The organism is Fibrobacter sp. UWR3 (genome assembly GCF_900143055.1).
Classification (GTDB): domain Bacteria; phylum Fibrobacterota; class Fibrobacteria; order Fibrobacterales; family Fibrobacteraceae; genus Fibrobacter.
In genome coordinates, this window is the sequence record NZ_FRCW01000005.1 from 68,331 (window position 1) to 86,971 (window position 18,641).

15 protein-coding genes are annotated in these 18,641 nt (G+C 56.5%); 11 read left to right on the forward strand and 4 right to left on the reverse strand.

Annotated features, from left to right (window positions below; genetic code table 11):
• The first annotated feature begins 36 nt into the window (after window positions 1–36).
• The 3 genes from nadB (at window position 37) to BUA44_RS07930 (ending at window position 3,483) form a co-directional block, all read left to right on the forward strand.
• Complete coding sequence (nadB, locus tag BUA44_RS07920) at window positions 37–1,623, forward strand: L-aspartate oxidase (RefSeq protein ID WP_072810590.1); 1,587 nt, start codon at window positions 37–39, stop codon at window positions 1,621–1,623.
• Window positions 1,624–1,686: 63 nt separating this feature from the next.
• Window positions 1,687–2,715, forward strand: a complete 1,029-nt coding sequence (locus tag BUA44_RS07925) for a serine/threonine protein kinase (protein ID WP_072810592.1) — start codon at window positions 1,687–1,689, stop codon at window positions 2,713–2,715.
• 9 nt (window positions 2,716–2,724) lie between these two features.
• Window positions 2,725–3,483 (forward strand): CvpA family protein, encoded by a 759-nt coding sequence (locus tag BUA44_RS07930; protein ID WP_072810594.1) that lies wholly within the window; start codon window positions 2,725–2,727, stop codon window positions 3,481–3,483.
• A gap of 31 nt (window positions 3,484–3,514) precedes the next feature.
• On the opposite strand, the gene BUA44_RS07935 is transcribed toward BUA44_RS07930, so the two are convergent.
• Complete coding sequence (locus tag BUA44_RS07935) at window positions 3,515–4,780, reverse strand: amidohydrolase (protein ID WP_072810596.1); 1,266 nt, start codon at window positions 4,778–4,780, stop codon at window positions 3,515–3,517.
• Between the two features lie 132 nt (window positions 4,781–4,912).
• On the opposite strand from BUA44_RS07935, the gene BUA44_RS07940 reads away from it, so the two are divergent.
• Entirely contained in the window at window positions 4,913–5,920 is a 1,008-nt protein-coding gene (locus BUA44_RS07940) for a GGDEF domain-containing protein (protein WP_072810598.1), read from the forward strand.
• A 13-nt stretch (window positions 5,921–5,933) separates the two neighbouring features.
• On the opposite strand, the gene murC is transcribed toward BUA44_RS07940, so the two are convergent.
• Complete coding sequence (gene murC, locus BUA44_RS07945) at window positions 5,934–7,361, reverse strand: UDP-N-acetylmuramate--L-alanine ligase (protein WP_072810601.1); 1,428 nt, start codon at window positions 7,359–7,361, stop codon at window positions 5,934–5,936.
• Window positions 7,362–7,499: 138 nt separating this feature from the next.
• Window positions 7,500–8,780, reverse strand: coding sequence for an RluA family pseudouridine synthase (locus BUA44_RS07950; RefSeq protein ID WP_072810603.1), 1,281 nt, complete (start codon window positions 8,778–8,780; stop codon window positions 7,500–7,502).
• 68 nt (window positions 8,781–8,848) lie between these two features.
• On the opposite strand from BUA44_RS07950, the gene BUA44_RS07955 reads away from it, so the two are divergent.
• From BUA44_RS07955 to BUA44_RS07975, 5 genes are all read left to right on the forward strand, one after another.
• Window positions 8,849–12,001 (forward strand): cellulase family glycosylhydrolase, encoded by a 3,153-nt coding sequence (locus BUA44_RS07955; RefSeq protein ID WP_218587600.1) that lies wholly within the window; start codon window positions 8,849–8,851, stop codon window positions 11,999–12,001.
• A gap of 47 nt (window positions 12,002–12,048) precedes the next feature.
• A complete protein-coding gene (locus BUA44_RS07960) occupies window positions 12,049–14,322 on the forward strand; it encodes an aconitate hydratase (RefSeq protein WP_072810605.1) in 2,274 nt (757 codons plus the stop codon).
• A gap of 14 nt (window positions 14,323–14,336) precedes the next feature.
• Complete coding sequence (locus BUA44_RS07965) at window positions 14,337–14,957, forward strand: FISUMP domain-containing protein (RefSeq protein ID WP_072810607.1); 621 nt, start codon at window positions 14,337–14,339, stop codon at window positions 14,955–14,957.
• Between the two features lie 89 nt (window positions 14,958–15,046).
• Window positions 15,047–16,741, forward strand: a complete 1,695-nt coding sequence (locus BUA44_RS07970) for a sodium-dependent transporter (RefSeq protein WP_072810608.1) — start codon at window positions 15,047–15,049, stop codon at window positions 16,739–16,741.
• Window positions 16,742–16,894: 153 nt separating this feature from the next.
• Entirely contained in the window at window positions 16,895–17,395 is a 501-nt protein-coding gene (locus BUA44_RS07975) for a RidA family protein (protein WP_072810611.1), read from the forward strand.
• Between the two features lie 19 nt (window positions 17,396–17,414).
• Here the strand turns inward: BUA44_RS07975 and BUA44_RS07980 are convergent, their stop codons facing one another.
• Window positions 17,415–17,627, reverse strand: a complete 213-nt coding sequence (locus BUA44_RS07980; RefSeq protein WP_139258695.1) for a hypothetical protein — start codon at window positions 17,625–17,627, stop codon at window positions 17,415–17,417.
• A gap of 57 nt (window positions 17,628–17,684) precedes the next feature.
• Here BUA44_RS07980 and BUA44_RS07985 point away from each other — a divergent pair, with 57 nt between their 5' ends.
• Both BUA44_RS07985 and BUA44_RS07990 read left to right on the forward strand, forming a co-directional pair.
• Window positions 17,685–18,083: a hypothetical protein gene (locus BUA44_RS07985; protein WP_072810615.1), complete on the forward strand. Its 399-nt coding sequence runs from the start codon at window positions 17,685–17,687 to the stop codon at window positions 18,081–18,083.
• Window positions 18,080–18,601, forward strand: coding sequence for a flavin reductase family protein (locus BUA44_RS07990; RefSeq protein ID WP_072810617.1), 522 nt, complete (start codon window positions 18,080–18,082; stop codon window positions 18,599–18,601). The genes BUA44_RS07985 and BUA44_RS07990 overlap by 4 nt, the downstream gene beginning before the upstream one ends.
• Window positions 18,602–18,641: the final 40 nt, after the last annotated feature.

Below are 18,641 nucleotides of genomic sequence, written 5' to 3' on the forward strand. Positions count from 1 at the left end.
TCTATGGAGCATAAAACTTACCAACGGAGTTTGGTCATGTACGATATTCTAGTCCTGGGAGCAGGTATTTCCGGCCTCTCCGCTGCCCTGCATGCGGCAGAAAAGGGCCTTTCGGTCGTTATCCTCACGAAAGGCGCAAAACCGGACGGTTCTTCCAACTACGCGCAGGGCGGCATCGCGACCGTCACCGAGAAGACGGACAAGTTCAAGTTCCACATCGACGACACGCTCGAGGCGGGGGCTGGCCTCTGCAAGAAGGAACCCGTGAACATCCTCACCAAGAGCGGGCCCGCGACCATCAAGCAGCTTGTGAAGTGGGGCGTGCAGTTCACCCCCTCGCCCGCAGACAAGACGCAGTTCGACCTGCACCTGGAAGGCGGCCACAGCCATCACCGCATCTTGCACGCGGCGGACCTCACCGGCAAGGAAATCATGCGCGCGCTCCTGTGCGAACGCCACAAGCACAAGAACATCCACTACATCGAGAACTGCTACATCAAGGACCTCATCTGCAAGGGCGAAGGCAAGAACAAGCGTTGCGTGGGAGCAAAGATTATCCACCAGAAGACAGGCATTGTCGAAGACCTCTACGCAAAGGCCTCCATCCTTTCTACCGGCGGTGCTGGCCGTATCTGGCAATACACCGTTTGCCCGCCCGACAGCTGTGGCGACGGCATGGCGATTGCGGCCCGTGCAGGCGCCGCCCTGCAGGATATCGAGTTCATGCAGTTCCACCCGACAAGCCTCTACGCCCCGCAGCTCAAGAAGCCCTTCCTGATTTCGGAAGCGGTGCGCGGGTTCGGCGGCATTCTGAAAAACTACAAGGGCGAAGAATTCATGAACCAGGTTCACCCGCTCCATTCGCTCGCGCCCCGCGACATCGTGGCGCGCGCCATACACAGCGAAATGCAGCGTCTGGGCAAGCCCAACATGTTTATCGACCTCTCGGGCCGCACCCCGAAGGACATCAAGAGCCACTTCCCGAACATCTACGCGAAGTGCCTCGACGCAGGCATCGACATCACGAAGGAATGGATTCCCGTGGTGCCCGCCGCACACTACATGTGCGGAGGCGTACTGGTCGACACGTGGTCACGTACCGAAATCAAGGGCCTGTACGCCTGCGGCGAAGTCGCCGCGACGGGCGTCCACGGAGCGAACCGCCTGGCATCGAACTCCCTGCTGGAGAGCATCGTCTTTGCAATCCGCGCGGTGGACAATATCTGCGATAGCGGGCTCCTGAAGGCGAAACTCGACGTGAAGAAATCGACCAAGAAAGAAAAGGTCTCGTTCACGAAGGCCGCCTACTGGCGCAAGCGCAAAAAGGCCCTGCAGGACACGATGTGGGCCTACTGCGGCATCGTGCGCACGACCGCGGGCCTGAACCAGGGCCTCAAGGAAATCGCCACCCTCGAGGCCGACGTGGATGCTGCCATCAAGAACAAGGAAACCGAGAACATCCACTTCCTCGAGTTCCTGAACGCCCTGCAGGTTTCCAAGATGATTCTCACCGCGGCGCTCCACCGCAAGGAATCGCGCGGGCTACACTACATTCTCGACTACCCGAATCTGGACCCCAAGACCAAGCACCACACGATATATCTGGAAAAGGGTTCCAAGTAACAGAGGAGAAGCACTGGATCCTATCGGCCTTCGGCCTCCAGGATGACAGCAGGAACGAAAAGAATGACTGTAGCGAAGAAGACAAAGGAAGCCTTGCCGAAGAAAATCGGCGGTTACAAGCCGACGCAGATGCTCGGGCACGGAGCCATGGGCAACGTGTGGCTGTGCCATGACGAGTCGCTCGACCGCATGGTCATCGTGAAGCAGATGGTCCCGAAGCTTTTGGACCAGGACTCCTTTATCCTCCGGTTCCAGCAGGAGGCGACAATCCTCGCCCACCTGAACCACCCGGCAATCGTCGTGCCCTACGCCCTCTGGAAGGAGCCCGACGGCCAGCTTTCGCTCTCGATGGAATTCGTGATGGGCAAGAACCTCCGCGAAATTCTGGACACCTGCAAGCAGCCTCCCGTATGGGTCGTGATGGCTATCCTCCACGAGATGTTCCTTGCATTGAGCGTCGTGCACCGCGCGGGCATCGTGCACCGCGACTTGAAACCCGCGAACATGATGGTCGACAAGGACGGGCGAATCCGCCTGCTCGATTTCGGTGTTGCCCACGTGGACAGGCGTAACGGCGACGACATGACGCTCACCATGGCGGGTTCGCAAATCGGTACCGGCGCGTACATGAGCCCCGAACAGACCATGGGCAACGAAGCCACCCCGGCATCGGACCTGTTCAGCATGGGCATTATCGCAAGCGAGATGCTCCTTGGCGAAAACGTGTTCCGCGGGGAATCGCTGAACCAGACGTTCCAGAACATCCGCCGCCTGAAAATCGGCAAAAAGGCCTTCCCCGCCGGCACTCCGAAGGGGCTTATAAAACTCGTGATGAAGCTTCTCGAAAAGAAGCCCTCCAAGCGCCCGCTTTCCGCCGCAGATGTCGCCGACGAACTCAGCCGGCTGATGCGCGCCTACCCGCGCGACCTCACGCCCTACCTCGCCGAATGGGTGAGCGCCACAATGAGGGGCGAAAAGACCGCCATTGAACCCAAGACCTACCCGAGCAGGAACAAAATGACAATCGCACTTACGGTTATATTCACTGTAGCCGCAACAACCGGCGTATACATGCTCTTATCGAATTTCTAAAGGGAACCAATGAACTGGATAGACATATTCTGCCTTGTCTGCGTACTTATCCTCACGCTCATCGGTGTGTGGCGCGGGTTCCTGAAGGACCTGTTCCGGCTTGTCGCCTGGGCCGCAGCGCTCGCGGGCGCATACTTTGCAACCGACCTCCTCGCCGACACGCTCGCGACAAACCTCGAGATAACCGGGTTTACCGTAAAGCTTCTGTGTATCTGCATCGGGTTCCTCGTGCCGTTCATTACGTTGTTCATGATTGGGCACTTTGTGCAGAAGGCTGTTGCCGATACCCCCGTAGGCAAGGTCAACAGGATTCTCGGCGGGATTCTCGGTGCATGCAAGGGCTGGATAATCTGCTTCATTTTCCTCTCCATCCTGCACATCATCCCGGTATCCGGCGGGCTCAAGGACACGCGTAACGACGCTACCGCATACAGCTTCTACAAGTTCAACCTGGAACTGCTCGGGTTCTCTTCCGAAGAGCCCGATCTGATTGGCATAGCCGAAAAGAAGGCTACAGAACTCAGCAAGGAAATTACGGACAAGGCCGTCGAGAAGGTCAAGGAGACGACGACGCAGGCCGCCGAGCAGGCCAAGGACGCCGCCGTGAAGGCAGCAACAGATGCGAAGGATTCGCTAGTCAAGAAAGTCGACGCGAAGACTGACTCAGCCGTTTCGGCCGTCAAGGAAAAGGTCAAGGAAAAAGCCGGAACGACTTACAAGGTAAGCAACGAGAAGGCCCCGAACACCTACTCCGTGGAAAAGAAGTAGAACTCAATCGACAAAGCTTAGCTTACCGAACTTAAACGGCCGCAAGCCTTTTTGCGCAGGTTTCGGCATTGCGGACAATTTCTTCTTCGCCATCCACGTGGCGGCCACGCATTACGAACTTTCCGTTACAGATAACCGAATCGATGCAACTGCTGTCGGCAGCGTACACCCAGTTACTTACCAGGTTGTGGCCGGGCACCATGCGTTCGTTCTTCAGGTCGACCAGCAGGCAATCCGCGAGGTAGCCTTCCTTGATTTCGCCGGCATCCATTAGCCCGTAGGCACGCGCCACATGGACAGTCGCCATCTTCAGCGCTTCGTGCGCAGGCAACGTCTCCGCACCGCCCTGCACCTTCGCAAGCAAAGCCGCAAGCTTCATCTCCTCGTGCATGTCAAGGTTGTTGTTCGAGGAATCGCCATCCGTACCGAGGGCAACATTTGCACCGGAACGCAACAGGCGGTCAATCGGCGGGATACCGCTAGCGAGTTTCAAGTTCGAATTCGGGTTCAATACCGCCGTCGCGCCCAAATCCACGAATGCCTTCATGTCATCATCCGAGAGATGAACGCAATGCGCCGCAGCGAGGTTCGAACCGAGCATTCCCGCACGTTCCAGCAGGCGGACCGGACTGCACCCGTACTGCCTTTCGCAATCTTCCAGTTCCTTTTTCGTTTCGGAGAGGTGCGTATGGACCATGAAATTTTCGGAGCGGGCAAAGTCGGCACAGCGCTTCAGCAGCGCCTCGCCCACTGTGTATACGGAATGCGGGGCAACCGCAAGGCGCACGCGTTCCGATTCACCGGTATGCGCGGCAAGGAACTTGAAATTGCCCTCAATCGCTTCTGGCGACATGAGAGATTCCGCAAACGTCACGCCCACTGCAGCACGTATGCCCATCTCCCCGACAACCTTGATGGTACGTTCGCGATGCCAGTACATGTCGGCAAAGAAAACCGTACCCGACTTAATCATCTCGAGAAGGGCAAGTCGACAAGCCACGTCGATATCGTCACCCGTAAGTTTGGCCTCGAACGGCCAGATGTATTCCTGCAGCCACTTCTGGAGCGGCATATCGTCGGCATACCCGCGCAAGAGCGTCATCGCCGCATGCGTATGCCCGTTGTAGAACGCCGGGAAAATGGCGAAGCGCGAGCAGTCCACGACCTCAGCGCCAAGCGACTCCTCGGGGGGAACCACCCCTATGCGTGCAAAGCGATTCCCCGCGATAAGCACGTCCACAACCCTGTCGCCGCCCTGACCGGGCAACACCACCGACTTCAGTAAAATCTTGTGCATAACGATACCCTTACCCCTTGCAAGATAGCATTTTTCAGTTTTGGAGGGCTAAAATATGATAAAAAATTCTTATTTCTGAAAAAAAAGGCACACAAGGTAACCCGAGCGCACCGAAAATTATATAATAGAATTATGAACTACGACGAAAAAGAGACTCTCCCGATATCCAGGAACGAATTCGCCGAACTGGAAATTTTCAAGAATATCCAATTCGAAAAATTGGCGGGATTCCTGCTACCCTGCAAGACAAAAGAGGTCGAACAGGGTACAACGCTCATTAGCCCCGACAATCCGAACATTGACCTGGTCATCGTGTTGCGCGGCAGCCTCGAAGTGAAGCTCGAATCCGAGGGAGGAACGTTTACAAGCACCATCGAACAAGGGCACTGCGCCGGAGAGATGTCGATATTCGACAGCATTCCCCCAAGCGCGACGGTATCTGCAAAGGAAAACAGCAAGGTGCTGCTTATCCCCTCCGATATCGCACGGGCGATGATTTCCGCTTCGCACGAACTGAGCCTGAACTTCCTGCTCATCCTGAGCCAGCGCATCCGCAACAACAACAAGATTGTGTGCGAGGAGCAGTACCATATCCGCCGCATGGAAGAATACGCGAAGGTGGACGCGATGACAGGGCTCCACAACCGCCGCTGGCTCGAAGAAATGTACACGCGCGAGATGGCCCGGAGCAACAAGGGAAACATTATGCTCACGGCATTCATGCTCGACATCGACCACTTCAAGAACGTGAACGACACCTACGGCCACCTCGCAGGTGACCAGGTGCTTATTTCCGTGGCGCAGACGCTTACACGCAGCCTAAGGCCTTCTGACATGCCGGTGCGTTACGGCGGCGAGGAGTTCACGGTGTTCCTGCCCGGGACTTCGACCAAGAACGCAAAGATTATTGCAGAACGCATCCGCCGCGACATGGAGAACATGAGCATTTCGCTCCCGGACGGCAACATCATCCAGGTTACCGTGAGCATCGGGTTTGCGGAACGTGTCGACAACGATACTGTCGCATCGCTCATCGACCGCGCAGACAAGGCTCTCTACCACGCCAAGCAGAACGGGAGAAACCGTGTCTGCCAGAACCTGGGCGACGGCAAAATGCAGTTGCTAAAAACCGGCACGTAGTAAAGCGACCGCTCTACTTCGCCTCCAGAAGGCTTTTCACTGAACGTGCAAAGCCTTCCAAACTCGGGTCTCGCGCGCCCATCAGCAAGATGGTATCGCCGGGCTGGGCGCATTCCACCATCTTTTTCGCGCACTCGTCGCGGTTCTCGATGTAGATGGCCTCGCAGCCCTTCAGCAGGAGGTCGTCGGCAAGGTCGCCCGCACTTATATCGCGCGTGACGGTACCGCCCGCATAGTAGATTTCGCTGAAGAACATCATGTCGTTGTCGCGATCGTCGTCGAAGTCCTTCGGGCGGAGCGTCTTCGCGATGAATTCCACGAGGTCATGCCGCAAAAAACGCGTGGGCCCAAAGCCATGCGGTTGGAACCAGGCAATCACGCGGCCCTCGGTAAAGTCCTGCACACTCCTGATGCTTGCCGCAATCTTTGCCGGGTTATGCGCAAAATCGTCCACGAGGGTGACGCCATTGAACGTTCCCAAAATCTGATGGCGGCGGAACACGCCCGGGAAAGTTGCCAGCGCGTCGGCACACGTATGGAGCGAAACGCCCGCAAAGAGCGCCGCCGCAGTCGCCGCAAGCGCATTTTCCATGTTGTGCTTGCCCGGGAGCGGCACCTCGAAATTCACGAGTTCCGCCTTATGGCGCACGCGGAACTTGATATGCGTACCCGCGGTCTTGAAGTCCGTACCCTGCACGCCCACGTAGTTCTCGAACCCGAAATCGAATTCGCGGCCCGCGCTGAACTTCTTTGCCAGCGGGTGCGCATCGTTCACGATGAGGATCTTGCCGTTGTCCAAAATGTTGTGACTGAACTTGAGGAAGATTTCCTGCAGTTCGTCCATCTCCTTGTGGTCCTTGTCCACATTGAGGATGAGCCCAATTTCCGGTTCGTAGCGCACGAGGGTTCCATCGCTCTCGTCGGCTTCGACAACGAGCCATTCGCCCTTACCGCTCACCGCGTTACCAATCTTACCCTGCTTCTGCAGGTTCACGAGGCCGGCCCCCGTCATCACGGAGGGCTGGAGTCCGGCGTATTCCAGGATGTGGTAAATCATCGCGGTCACGGTGCTTTTGCCGCTTGTACCGCTCACCGCAATCGTGCGGGCTTCCTTCGAAATCTTCGCGAGCATTTCACTACGGTGCATCACGGGAACGCCGAGTTCCTTCGCGCGCTTCAAATCGGGGTTCGTATCCTCGATGGCGGTACTCACCACCACGGCAGAGAGGCCCGCGACAATGCCCGAGCCATCCTGCGCAAAGCACTTGATTCCGCAATCTTCGAGCTGGCCCATCACGAGCGGCTTTTCGCACTTGCCCGCAAGGAATTCACCGAACTGACGGTCGGACCCGCTCACCGCGACGCCCTTGCCCGCCAGGTACTGGGCGATAGCACTCATGCCCACGCCCGCAACACCGATAAAGAAGTAAGATTCAGTCATTGGTCATTAGTTATTAGTCAATAGTTATTGGTCATACATCAGGAACTGTCACTCTGGAGCATCGAAGATGCGATAGAGTCCATGCAATTTTTTATGGATCCTATCGGTCGCCTTTGGCTCCCTCCAGGATGACATTTTCTAATCTAGCAAATCTGGATCGATAGTCGGTTCGTAACCGGGTTCCACGAAGTCCTCGGTCGCGACACCCTTCTTGCGCGCCGCCTTCATCTGCTTGATAAGCTTGCGTTCGGCCGCTTTCGCCTTGCGGTGCGCAGCCGTAGCCGCCTTCTCGGCATGGCGCTGGGCACGGGTCTTACGCTCCTTCAGTTCCGGGAACACGCATTCCTGCTCTTCTTCGGGCATATCGCCTTCGAAGTCCTCGTCGAAGCCTTCGTCAAAACGAATGTCGGCATCAAAGTCGCGGAAGCCTTCTTCCTCGTCGAACACCGGGGCGTCTGCCGGGCATTCCTTCTTCAGGAGTTTCAGCACCTTCGCGAACGGTTCTTCCAGCGGGACCTTGAACTTCATCTTCTTGCCCGTGCGCGGGTGGATGAGTTCAATCTTCACCGCCTGCAAAAGTTGCGCCGGGGCAATCTCGAGCACCTTCTCCGCAATCTCCTTCATCAGAGGCGGCACGCGGTTCAAGCTCTCTTCGCGGCCATCGTACAGCGGGTCGCCCACCACCGGGTGGCCCGTATAGCGGGTATGTACGCGAATCTGGTGCGTACGGCCCGATTCCAGTTGCAGTTCGAGCAAGGTCGCAATCGCGAAGAATTCCTTCGCCACAAAGTGCGTGCGGCTTTCCTTCCCGCCCTTCACCACCGCCATCTTTAGGCGGTTCTTGGGGTTACGGCCGATGGGGGCATCGATGCAGCCCTCCAAATCGCGCGGGCAGCCCCACACGAGCGCATTGTAGGTGCGGTGCAATGTGCGGGTTTCCAGCTGGTGCGCCAAATGCCTGTGCGCCGCATCGTTTTTCGCCACCACCATGAGACCCGGCGTATCCTTGTCCAGGCGGTGCACGATACCCGGGCGAAGCGGACCATTTACAGTTGAGAGATTTTCCTTGAAATGGTGCAGCAGGCCTGCCGCCAGCGTTCCGTTCTGCACGCCGTTACCCGGATGCACCACCAGGTTGCGCGGCTTGTTCAATACGACAATGTCATCGTCCTCGTACACGATGTCGAGCGGGATTTCCTCGGGTTCAAGCGTACTCGCCTGCTTCTCGGGGACCTTCTCCACCACCACGACCATACCGCTCTCCACGCGAAAATTCTTGGAAACGGCAACACCGCCCACCTTCACTTCGCCTGCAACTATAAGTTTCTGTACGTCAGTGCGGGACACGTTCTCCATCGCGCCGACAAGGAACTTGTCGATGCGTTCACCGGAGTGTTCATCTTTTACAGGAAAATTCATGTTGCCAAACTTACAAAAAAAAAGTATGCCCGCGTGGACTGCCCTTCTTTTTTTCGTATCTTTCTAGCATGACTTCATTCCAGAGAATTATTCGCATATTCGCCATCTGCACGCTGTTCCTTGCCGCAATGGCCAGCGCCGACACAACCAGCGTCATAAATGCCCGCCCCTCCATAAACGGGAAGCTCCATGTAGAAGGCACGAACCTCTTCGACGAACATGGCAACCAGGTTGTCATCAAGGGCGCGAGTACCCACGGGCTCACCTGGTTCCCGCAATACGTAAACACCAACCTTTTCCGCCAACTCAGCAGGGAATGGAACACAAACCTGATTCGCCTAGCCATGTATTCGTACGACTACGTGCACGGCGACCGCGAAAAGAACCTCGAGATTCTGCGGAAGGGCGTGCAGTACGCCATCGAGAACGACATGTACGTGATGGTGGACTGGCATATTCTCATCGACAACAACCCGAACGAGAACCTTGCCGAAGCCATCAATTTCTTCAACATGATGGCAAAGGAATACGCGAACGTCCCAAACGTGATTTTCGAAATCTGCAACGAACCCAACGGAGACTGCACCTGGGAAGACATCAAGGAATACGCGAACATCATCATTCCCGTTATCCGCAGGCACAAGCCCGACGCCCTGATTCTCATCGGCACCCCGAATTACGACCGCGAAATCCAGGAGCCGGCAAAGGACCCGGTGGCCTTCGACAACGTGATGTATTCGTTTCACTTCTACGCCACTTCCCACAAGGGCGAATCGCTTGCACTCCTCAAGGAAGTCGTAGGCGGCGGCACCCCCATCTTCATTACCGAAAGCGGACTCTGCGAAGCGAGCGGCGACGGAAAGATTGATCTGGAAAGCGTCAAGCAGTGGTACGCCACCCTAGATTCCCTGCACCTGAGCTACACCATCTGGAGCATGTCCAACAAGGAAGAGGAATCCGCCATGGTGCGTGCCGATTCACGTGCAGTGGATTCCCTTGCCGAAAGCGACCTGAGCCTTTCGGGCCTCTATGCGCGGGCTCTTTTCCAGGGCAAGGACCTGAACAAGATTCCGCTCATCTATGAGCCCGTATCGAGTTTCAAGATTCTCGCCCGCACGAAGCCCTATATTGTGTGGGGGATTTTCGCCATTCCCGTCTTTATCGTAATCCTTGTCGCTTTCCTTATCCAGAAAATCAGGAAGCGTTTCCGCTACAGCAAGGTTCGCACGTACGACGACCTGCTTAAATTCAGCAAGAACGAAAGCGCGAAAAAATTCAACTCCAGGCCAGCAAAGCAATTACTCGGCGACCTGTTTCTCTTCCTGAGCACTTTCTTCACGTTAATTTATCTATGCTGGCGTTTTACATGTTCCATTCCGTATGCCTACGGCTGGATTGCCATCATCGGAAGCTGCATCCTGCTCGCCATAGAAGTCCTCGGCTTTATCGAATCGCTCATACACTACGGCGGAATGCTCAAGCTACGGGAACATCCCCTGCCCGAAATTGCCGACGCGGATTACCCCGACGTGGATGTTTTCATTTCGACTTATAACGAACCGCCCGAACTTTTGCGCAAGACGATTATCGGCTGCAAGCACATGGATTACCCCGACAGGTCGAAGGTGCATATCTACCTGTGCGACGACAACCGCCGTAGCGAAATGCGCAAACTCGCCGAGGAACTGGAGATAAACTACTTCGACCGCCCGAATAACGAGGGCGCGAAGGCGGGTAACCTGAACGCGGCACTCGCCCGCACGAGTTCGCCCTACGTGGTGACTTTTGACGCGGACATGATTCCGCAGAGGAAGTTCCTGCTCAAGACTATCCCCTATTTTGTAGACGCCGAACGCATCAACGAAAGCCTCCCCGAAGAAACGCGCCGCCCGCTCGGGTTTATCCAGACACCGCAAAGTTTCTACACGCCCGACGTGTTCCAGCACAACCTCTACGCCGAAACGAAGGTCCCTAATGAGCAGGACTACTTCTACTGCGTCATCGAGGCGGCAAAGACATCAACAAACAGCGTGATTTACGGCGGGTCGAACACGATTATTTCGCGCAAGGCACTTGACGCCATCGGCGGATTCTACACGAAATCCATCACGGAAGACTTTGCGACAGGCATGCTGATCGAATCGGCAGGCTTTGTGAGCCTCGGTCTTTCGCAACCGCTCGCATCGGGCATTGCGCCCTCGACATTCAAGGAACACATCCAGCAGCGCACCCGCTGGGGACGCGGCGTCATTGCGACCACAAAGCAGCTCAAGTTTATGTTCAACCGCAAGTTGAACATCTCGCAAAAACTGAGTTACCTGAGTTCCGTACTTTACTGGTTCTCCCCTGTCAAGAACCTGATCTACCTGCTTTCGCCCCTGATGTTCGCCGTATTCTGCATCCCGATTTTCAAGTGTACACTTATCGACCTCGCCCTCTTCTGGCTCCCGATGCACCTGATGTCGATGTGGGCCCTCCGCTTCACAAGCCACGGGAAGATCAGCGCCCGCTGGAGCGGCATCTACGAGACATCCGTCATGCCGTTCCTGCTTTTGCCCATCGTCAAAGAGACTCTGGGTATGACGCTTTCCAAGTTCAAGGTGACCCAGAAAGACAAGCGCGCAGTCCGACCGCAGGCCGACGGGAAGACTATCGCCCCGTTTGCCGTATTGCTCGTACTCACTCTCGCGGGTATCGTCCACATGGGCTACATGATTATCGCACTCGGATACATCGAAATTCTCGCCGTTCTCTTCTGGCTTTTCCGCAACGCCTACTACCTCACCATGTGCTTATTCCTCGGGATGGGCCGCGACTCCGACAGCGAACCCGTGAAGGTCCTTGCCGCCGAGAACGTGATGGTGAAAAAGCAGGACGGACACGAAATCGAGGGCATTACCACGAAGTTGACGGAACACGGAGTGGACATCTTTACCGACGAACTGAACATCCTGAACCTAGGCGAGCCCATCAGCCTCACCATATCGAAGAAGATGTACACCTTGCAGGTTACGGGAACTGTCGTTGCCATCCGCAATACACGAAGCCCGCGCATCCCAAGCGTCTATACCGTCGAGATTCTTGATTTTGGCGGGCAGAAGGACGAATACATCCAGATGCTCTACGACCGCACGCCAACGCTCCCGCAACGCTTGCGGCTCGGCGAAGGCCACATCGACAACCTGTGGAACAACATCGCCCACCGCATTGTGACCCGATAATTTTCTATCTTTACGCCCGAAAATTCAACCTATAACCCAAAGAGACTATGCTTTTCAATTTCGACATGATCCAGGGCGTGTATGCCCGCATTCCCGCCCGCGTTGAAGCTGCCCGCAAGCAGTTGGGCCGTCCGCTCACCCTCGCCGAAAAGATTATCTACAGCCACCTGATCGATGGCGCCGAGAACAGGACTTACGAGCGCGGCAAGGATTTTGCCGAATTCCACCCCGACCGCGTGGCCATGCAGGATGCAACCGCCCAGATGGCCCTTTTGCAGTTCACCACCGCCGGCAAGGCCCGCGTGGCAGTGCCGAGCTCCGTGCACTGCGACCACCTGATTATCGCCCGCGAAGGTGTCGAAAAGGACCTCCCCCGCGCGAAGGAAGAAAGCAAGGAAGTTTACGATTTTCTCCAGTCCGTGTCTGCCAAGTACGGCATTGACTGCTGGCTCCCGGGTGCAGGCATCATCCACCAGGTGGTGCTCGAAAACTACGCCTTCCCGGGTGGAATGATGATCGGTACCGACTCCCACACCGTGAACGCTGGCGGCCTCGGCATGCTCGCCATTGGCGTGGGCGGTGCAGACGCCGTGGATGCCATGGTGGGCCTCCCGTGGGAACTCAAGTACCCGAAGATGATTGGCGTGAAGCTCACCGGCAAACTCCAGGGCTTCGCAACCGCCAAAGACATCATCCTGAAGCTCGCTGGCATCCTGACCGTGAAGGGCGGCACCAACGCCATTATCGAATACTTCGGCGAAGGCGCTCGTAGCCTCTCCGCCACAGGCAAGGCAACGATTGCGAACATGGGTGCCGAAGTGGGCGCTACCTGCTCCACCTTCAGCTACGACGACTCCATGAGCCGCTACCTCCGCGCTACAGGCCGTGCCGACGTTGCCGCCGCCGCCGACAAGATTGCAGAACACCTCAAGGCCGACCCCGAAGTCGAAGCAAATCCAGAAAAGTACTTTGACCGCGTCGTCGAAATCGACTTGAACACGCTCGTGCCGCACTTCAACGGCCCGTTCAGCCCGGACCGCGCCTACGCCGTGACCGACATGGCAGAAAGCCTCAAGGCCACCGAAACCAAGCCGGAATCTACGCCGGTCGTAAGCGCCGCACTCATCGGCAGCTGCACGAACTCCAGCTACGAAGATTTGTTCATGGCAGCGAACATGATCAAGCAGGCCCTCGCGAAGGGTCTCAGCCCGAAGTGCCCGCTCCTCATCAACCCGGGTTCCGAACAGGTGCGCTACACCGCCGAACGCGACGGTCTCATCGACCTGTTCAAGCAGTTCGGCGCCACAATCATGACGAACGCCTGCGGTCCTTGCATTGGCCGCTGGGACCGCGCCGGTGCCGACAAGAAGGAACTCAACACCATCGTCCACAGTTTCAACCGCAACTTCGCGAAACGCGCCGACGGCAACCCGAACACGCACGCCTTCGTCGCCTCCCCGCTCATGGCCGTGATTGCAGCCCTCAGCGGCGACATCCGCTTCAACCCGATGACCGACACCCTCGTGAACAACGAAGGCAAGGCCGTGAAGCTCGACCCGCCAGAGCAGTGCGAACTCCCGCCGAAGGGCTTCGAAGTCAAGGACGCCGGCTACCAGGCTCCTGCCGAAGACGGTTCCATGATTACCGTTTCCATCAACCCCGAAAGCAAGCGCCTCCAGGCCCTCGCCCCGTTCGCCGCCTGGGACGGCAAGGACATCGCCGGTGCCCCGCTCCTCATCAAGGCCAAGGGCAAGTGCACCACCGACCACATCTCCATGGCCGGTCCGTGGCTCAACTACCGCGGTCACCTCGAAAACATTTCGAACAACATGCTCATCGGCGCCGTGAACGCCTTCAACGGCGAAACGAACAAGGTCCTCTGCCAGTGCGGGCAGTACAAGGAAGTCCCCGAACTCGCCAAGATTTACAAGGCCAAGGGCACGGGCTCCATCGTCATCGGTGACGAAAACTACGGCGAAGGCTCCAGCCGCGAACACGCCGCCATGGAACCGCGCTTCCTCGGCGTGAAGGCCGTAATCGTGAAGAGCTTCGCCCGCATCCACGAGACGAACCTCAAGAAGCAGGGCATGCTCGCCCTCACCTTCAAGAACGCCGCCGACTACGACAAGATCCAGGAACAAGACGTGTTTGACATCGTGGGCCTCACCAAGTTCGCCCCGGGTTCCGAGTTCACCCTCGTCGCCCACCACAAGGATGGCTCCGTCGATAACATCGCCCTCAGCCACACCTACAACGAACAGCAGTGGGCATGGTTCAAGGCAGGTTCGGCCCTCAACCTGATCCGCGCGAACAACAAGTAAGCAAGGGCACGCCTATGGAGCCGGAATTCAGCACCTTTACAGACCCCAGGGACGGCCGCACGTACCGTACTGTAAAGATTGGCAACCAGGAATGGTTCGCCGAGAACTTCGACTATGACTGCCCGGGCAGTGTCGTTTACGAGAACAAGACCGAAAACGAGACTCGGTACGGCAGGCTATACACCTGGGCGGAACTGATGGGGTTCGACGGCAAGATGAACGACAATGTCGCTTTCACAACCGACGAGGAACGCAATGCCACCTACAGGGGCATCGCACCCGAGGGCTGGCACATTCCGAGCGATGCCGAATGGAAGGAACTCAAGGCGTATGTCGATAGCATCGCCGATACCGAATTCGGGACCGCGCTCAAGTCCAGGAAGGGCTGGAAAAAGGACCCGGACGGCTGCCCCGCAGGTGCCGACGAGGTCGGGTTCAACGCCCTCCCGTCGGGCCGCCACATGCCCAACGGGGAATACCTCTACGGCGGCAAGGGCGCGCACTTCTGGACATCTACCGAAGTCGACAAGGTTTACGCCATCCGCTGGGGCGGCACGTATGCAGGCGAAGACTTCACCGGTTTCAGGACGTACAAGGCGCAGGCCCTCGCGCTCCGTCTGGTAAAGGACCGCTAAGCGCGCTCAGATAAAATAACTTGCAACGCAGTTGCAACTCCGTGACAAATAATTAAATTTGTCTTGATTACTAAACGGAGTGTATCGCAATGCAAGGCAATCGTGAAAACTGGGGTTCCAAGCTGGGCGTAATCCTCGCTGTCGCAGGTTCCGCCGTCGGGCTTGGCAACTTCTTGCGCTTCCCGGTGCAGGCGGCCACCAACGGTGGCGGCGCCTTTATCATCCCCTACCTCATCGCTTTCGTGTTTCTCGGGATTCCCCTCGCGTGGATGGAATGGAGCCTCGGGCGCTATGCGGGCAGCCACAACTACGGCACCGCCCCGAGCACGTTCCACATCATTTTCCACAAGAAGAAGGGTTGGGCCAAGCATCTCGGGTCCATCGGGCTTTTGCCGCCCATCTTCATCGTGTTCTACTACGTGTTCATCCAGTCGTGGATTCTCGCGTTCGCATTCTATTCGCTCAACGGCACCCTCATGGAGAAGGTCGCCCTCGGGCCCGAGGCGGTCACCCAGTTCTTCAGCGACTTCATCATGCTCAAGACCTGCGTGGGCCCCGTTCCCGTAGCCCTCATATTCTTCCTCATCACGTTCGCCTGCAACATGGGAGTGCTCTCGTTCGGCGTGCGCAAGGGCATCGAGCGCGCGAACAAGATATGCATGCCGATCCTCCTTATCATGGGCCTTATTCTCGTAGCACGTGTGCTCACACTCGACGGTATCGGCAAGGGTCTCGCCTTCATGTGGAACCCGAACCTTTCCGAACTCGCCAGCCCCAAGGTGTGGATGGCGGCAGCAGGCCAGGTGTTCTTCACCATGAGCCTCGGCATGGGCATCATCTTCTGCTACGCAAGCTACCTCAAGCCCAAGGAAGACCTCACGCTTTCTTCGCTTACCGCTAGCGCCACGAACGGTTTTGCCGAAATCATCATCGGCGGTACGGTCGTCATCCCGATAGCCGTGCTTATCGCGGGCGCGAACATCGAGCAGTGCGCAAAGCTCGGCACCTTCGGCCTCGGCTTCCAGACCATGCCCTACGTGTTCGGCACGCTCCCGCTCGGGGGCCTGTTGCAGACCATCTGGTTCGCGATGCTATTCTTTGCGGGCATCACGAGTGCGATTTCAATCATCCAGCCGCTCATCAGCTTCTGCGAAGACGACCTCAAGTTCTCCCGCAAAAAGTCCGTGGCGACCATCAGCACCATCACGTTTATCGGTAGCCTCACCGCCATCTTCGGGCTTGCCGCAGGTACGGTCGACGAACTCGACTTCTGGGGCGGCACCTTCCTGCTCGTGGTGTTCGGGGCCATCCAGGCCATCATGTTCAGTTTCGTGCTCGGGCGCCGCAAGGCGGTCATCTCGAACGAATCGTTCTACCAGGGCGAAGACACCATCGGCGACCCGAACGAGAACGTCGCCTTCGGTCTCATGAACGTGGGTGCAAAGCTAAAGCTCCCCCGCTTCTTCAGGCCCATCATCCAGTACGTTTGCCCGGCATACCTCATCATCCTGCTCATCTCGTTCACGTTTACAGACGGCCTCCCGATTATCACGCTCAGCAACATCGCCGACACGGCGAAGGTCACCTTCCTCGGTATGGAATTCCCGCAGAAGGGCTTCACCTGGGCGTTCCGCGGGTTCCTGCTGCTCGTCATCGTGCTCCTGAACGTCGCCATCGCATACGCATGGCGCAAGGGCGGCACCGCAGAACAGGGCCGTAACGCGGACATACAGAAGATGCCCATGGGCAATTCCGACGAAACCGAAACACAGAAGGAGGCATAACATGGATGCAGAATTCACCACCAGCGGACTCGTTTTTATGCTCTCGTCCTGGGCGGCAATTATCGGACTATGCGTATTCTGCTTTGTCAAGGTGTTCAAGAACAAGTAGGCAATATTTTTTGTTATCTTGTACACGAATAACAGGAGAACTTTATGGATATCAAGAAGAAAGTCGAAGAACTGGCGCTCACCCTACCCGAATGCCCCGCACCGCTTGCCGCATACGTACCCGCGACGCGCTTCGGCAACGTGATTGCAGTATCGGGCCAGCTCCCTTCCGTGAAGGGGGATTTTTCTGCCTATTGCGGCACAGTCCCGAACGAACTTTCCATTGAAAAGGCTACCGAAGCCGCCCGCATCTGCCTCCTGAACAACATCGCCGCCGCCATGACAAAACTCGAACACGGCGAAACCCTCAAGCTCGTGCAGATGCAGGGCTTTGTGCAGTCCGCCGCGGACTTCCACGAGCAGCCCGCTATCCTCAACGGCGCAAGCGAACTCGCAGTCCAGATTCTCGGTGAAAACGGGAAGCACGCCCGTACCGCCGTCGGCGTGAGCGCACTCCCGAAAAACGCCGCTGTCGAAATCAGCTGCACATTCGAGGTCGTCCCCGAAGAGGTTCGCTTTACCGGGCGCATGAACTGGATTGGCTAGGCTTGCCCGCTATCCGCGCCTAGTTCATGTCGAGCGCGGATAGCTTATCCTGCATTTTCTTGTTTTCTTTCTGGAGAGAATCGACCTGGACCTGCAGAGCCTGTATCTGGCCCTCAAGTTCTACTTTCTTCGATTCGAGCAGGCGGATTTCGTTCTCCACTTCGGGATTAGAGCAGGCGAAACACAAAAAGGTCGCGATAATTGCCAATAAAATAACATTTAACCTTGTCATGTCCAAAATTTAATTATAAATATGGGACAAGAAGAACAATCTGCGGAAAAAGGTATTATGATTAACAAGGTCTGGGAATGGTTTAACGCTCAAGGCTACAAGGGCTCCATATCGGTTTGCGATCCGAAGGCGCTCAGGCTTTCGACTGAACCCGCATTTACCTGCAAGGCGAACACTCCCGACGACGACACCTTTATCTACGAGCAAATCTTCGAAATCGACCCCGACTACCGGGTTGCAGCCATCATCAAGGAAGCAGCCGGAATCCCCGCCCGCGAGTGGCTGCCCGACGGCGCACAGGAACCCGCAGAAATTTCCTTCGAAGGCTCACCCGACCAGATACAGGGGCGCATCGACGACGCCATTCTCGAAGGCCTCGCCCACAAAAAAAATCTCCGGATCAGGGAATCCGGAGCAATCGTGAAATTCGGGTATAAGATCGAAGATCTGCTATGAAAAAAGAAATCAACGTTCTCGAGTACACAAACGAAATTATCAACGCCGTTAAGAGTGGAGTACTATTGACGGCATCCGCCGACGGTAAAGCAAACACGATGAGCATCTCGTGGGGCTCGGTCGGCATCGAATGGAACCGAGTCCTCTTTACAACATTCGTGCGAACGAGCCGTTATACTTTTGAATTCCTCGAAAAAAACGGTGAATTTACCATAAGTATTCCGCGAGAAAGCTCCCCAAAAAAACTCATCGCCCAGTGCGGGTCCAACAGCGGTCGCGACATAGACAAGGCAAAGGAGTTCGGTTTCAGCTATGTAGACGGAGAAACAGTGAGCGTTCCTGCCGTCAAGGAATATCCGCTCGTACTTGAATGCAAGGTGGTCTACAAACAGTTACAGGACGAAAAGGCAATCTTTCCCGATGATCTTGAGAAATTCTACCCGAAGAGTAGCAATGGTAAACGAGACATCCACATGGCATATACCGCAGAAATCACAAAAGCATATATTCTGGAATAGATTCTCTGCAAGCCACCAAGCGAAAGAATTCTTAGTGATA

Bases quoted from the DNA above. Each gene is read 5' to 3' on its own strand.
- nadB (WP_072810590.1), top strand. From the start codon at position 37: ATGTACGATATTCTAGTCCTGGGAGCAGGTATTTCCGGCCTCTCCGCT.
- BUA44_RS07925 (WP_072810592.1), top strand. From the start codon at position 1,687: ATGACTGTAGCGAAGAAGACAAAGGAAGCCTTGCCGAAGAAAATCGGC.
- BUA44_RS07930 (WP_072810594.1), top strand. From the start codon at position 2,725: ATGAACTGGATAGACATATTCTGCCTTGTCTGCGTACTTATCCTCACG.
- BUA44_RS07935 (WP_072810596.1), bottom strand. From the start codon at position 4,780: ATGCACAAGATTTTACTGAAGTCGGTGGTGTTGCCCGGTCAGGGCGGC.
- BUA44_RS07940 (WP_072810598.1), top strand. From the start codon at position 4,913: ATGAACTACGACGAAAAAGAGACTCTCCCGATATCCAGGAACGAATTC.
- murC (WP_072810601.1), bottom strand. From the start codon at position 7,361: ATGACTGAATCTTACTTCTTTATCGGTGTTGCGGGCGTGGGCATGAGT.
- BUA44_RS07950 (WP_072810603.1), bottom strand. From the start codon at position 8,780: ATGAATTTTCCTGTAAAAGATGAACACTCCGGTGAACGCATCGACAAG.
- BUA44_RS07955 (WP_218587600.1), top strand. From the start codon at position 8,849: ATGACTTCATTCCAGAGAATTATTCGCATATTCGCCATCTGCACGCTG.
- BUA44_RS07960 (WP_072810605.1), top strand. From the start codon at position 12,049: ATGCTTTTCAATTTCGACATGATCCAGGGCGTGTATGCCCGCATTCCC.
- BUA44_RS07965 (WP_072810607.1), top strand. From the start codon at position 14,337: ATGGAGCCGGAATTCAGCACCTTTACAGACCCCAGGGACGGCCGCACG.
- BUA44_RS07970 (WP_072810608.1), top strand. From the start codon at position 15,047: ATGCAAGGCAATCGTGAAAACTGGGGTTCCAAGCTGGGCGTAATCCTC.
- BUA44_RS07975 (WP_072810611.1), top strand. From the start codon at position 16,895: ATGGATATCAAGAAGAAAGTCGAAGAACTGGCGCTCACCCTACCCGAA.
- BUA44_RS07980 (WP_139258695.1), bottom strand. From the start codon at position 17,627: ATGACAAGGTTAAATGTTATTTTATTGGCAATTATCGCGACCTTTTTG.
- BUA44_RS07985 (WP_072810615.1), top strand. From the start codon at position 17,685: ATGATTAACAAGGTCTGGGAATGGTTTAACGCTCAAGGCTACAAGGGC.
- BUA44_RS07990 (WP_072810617.1), top strand. From the start codon at position 18,080: ATGAAAAAAGAAATCAACGTTCTCGAGTACACAAACGAAATTATCAAC.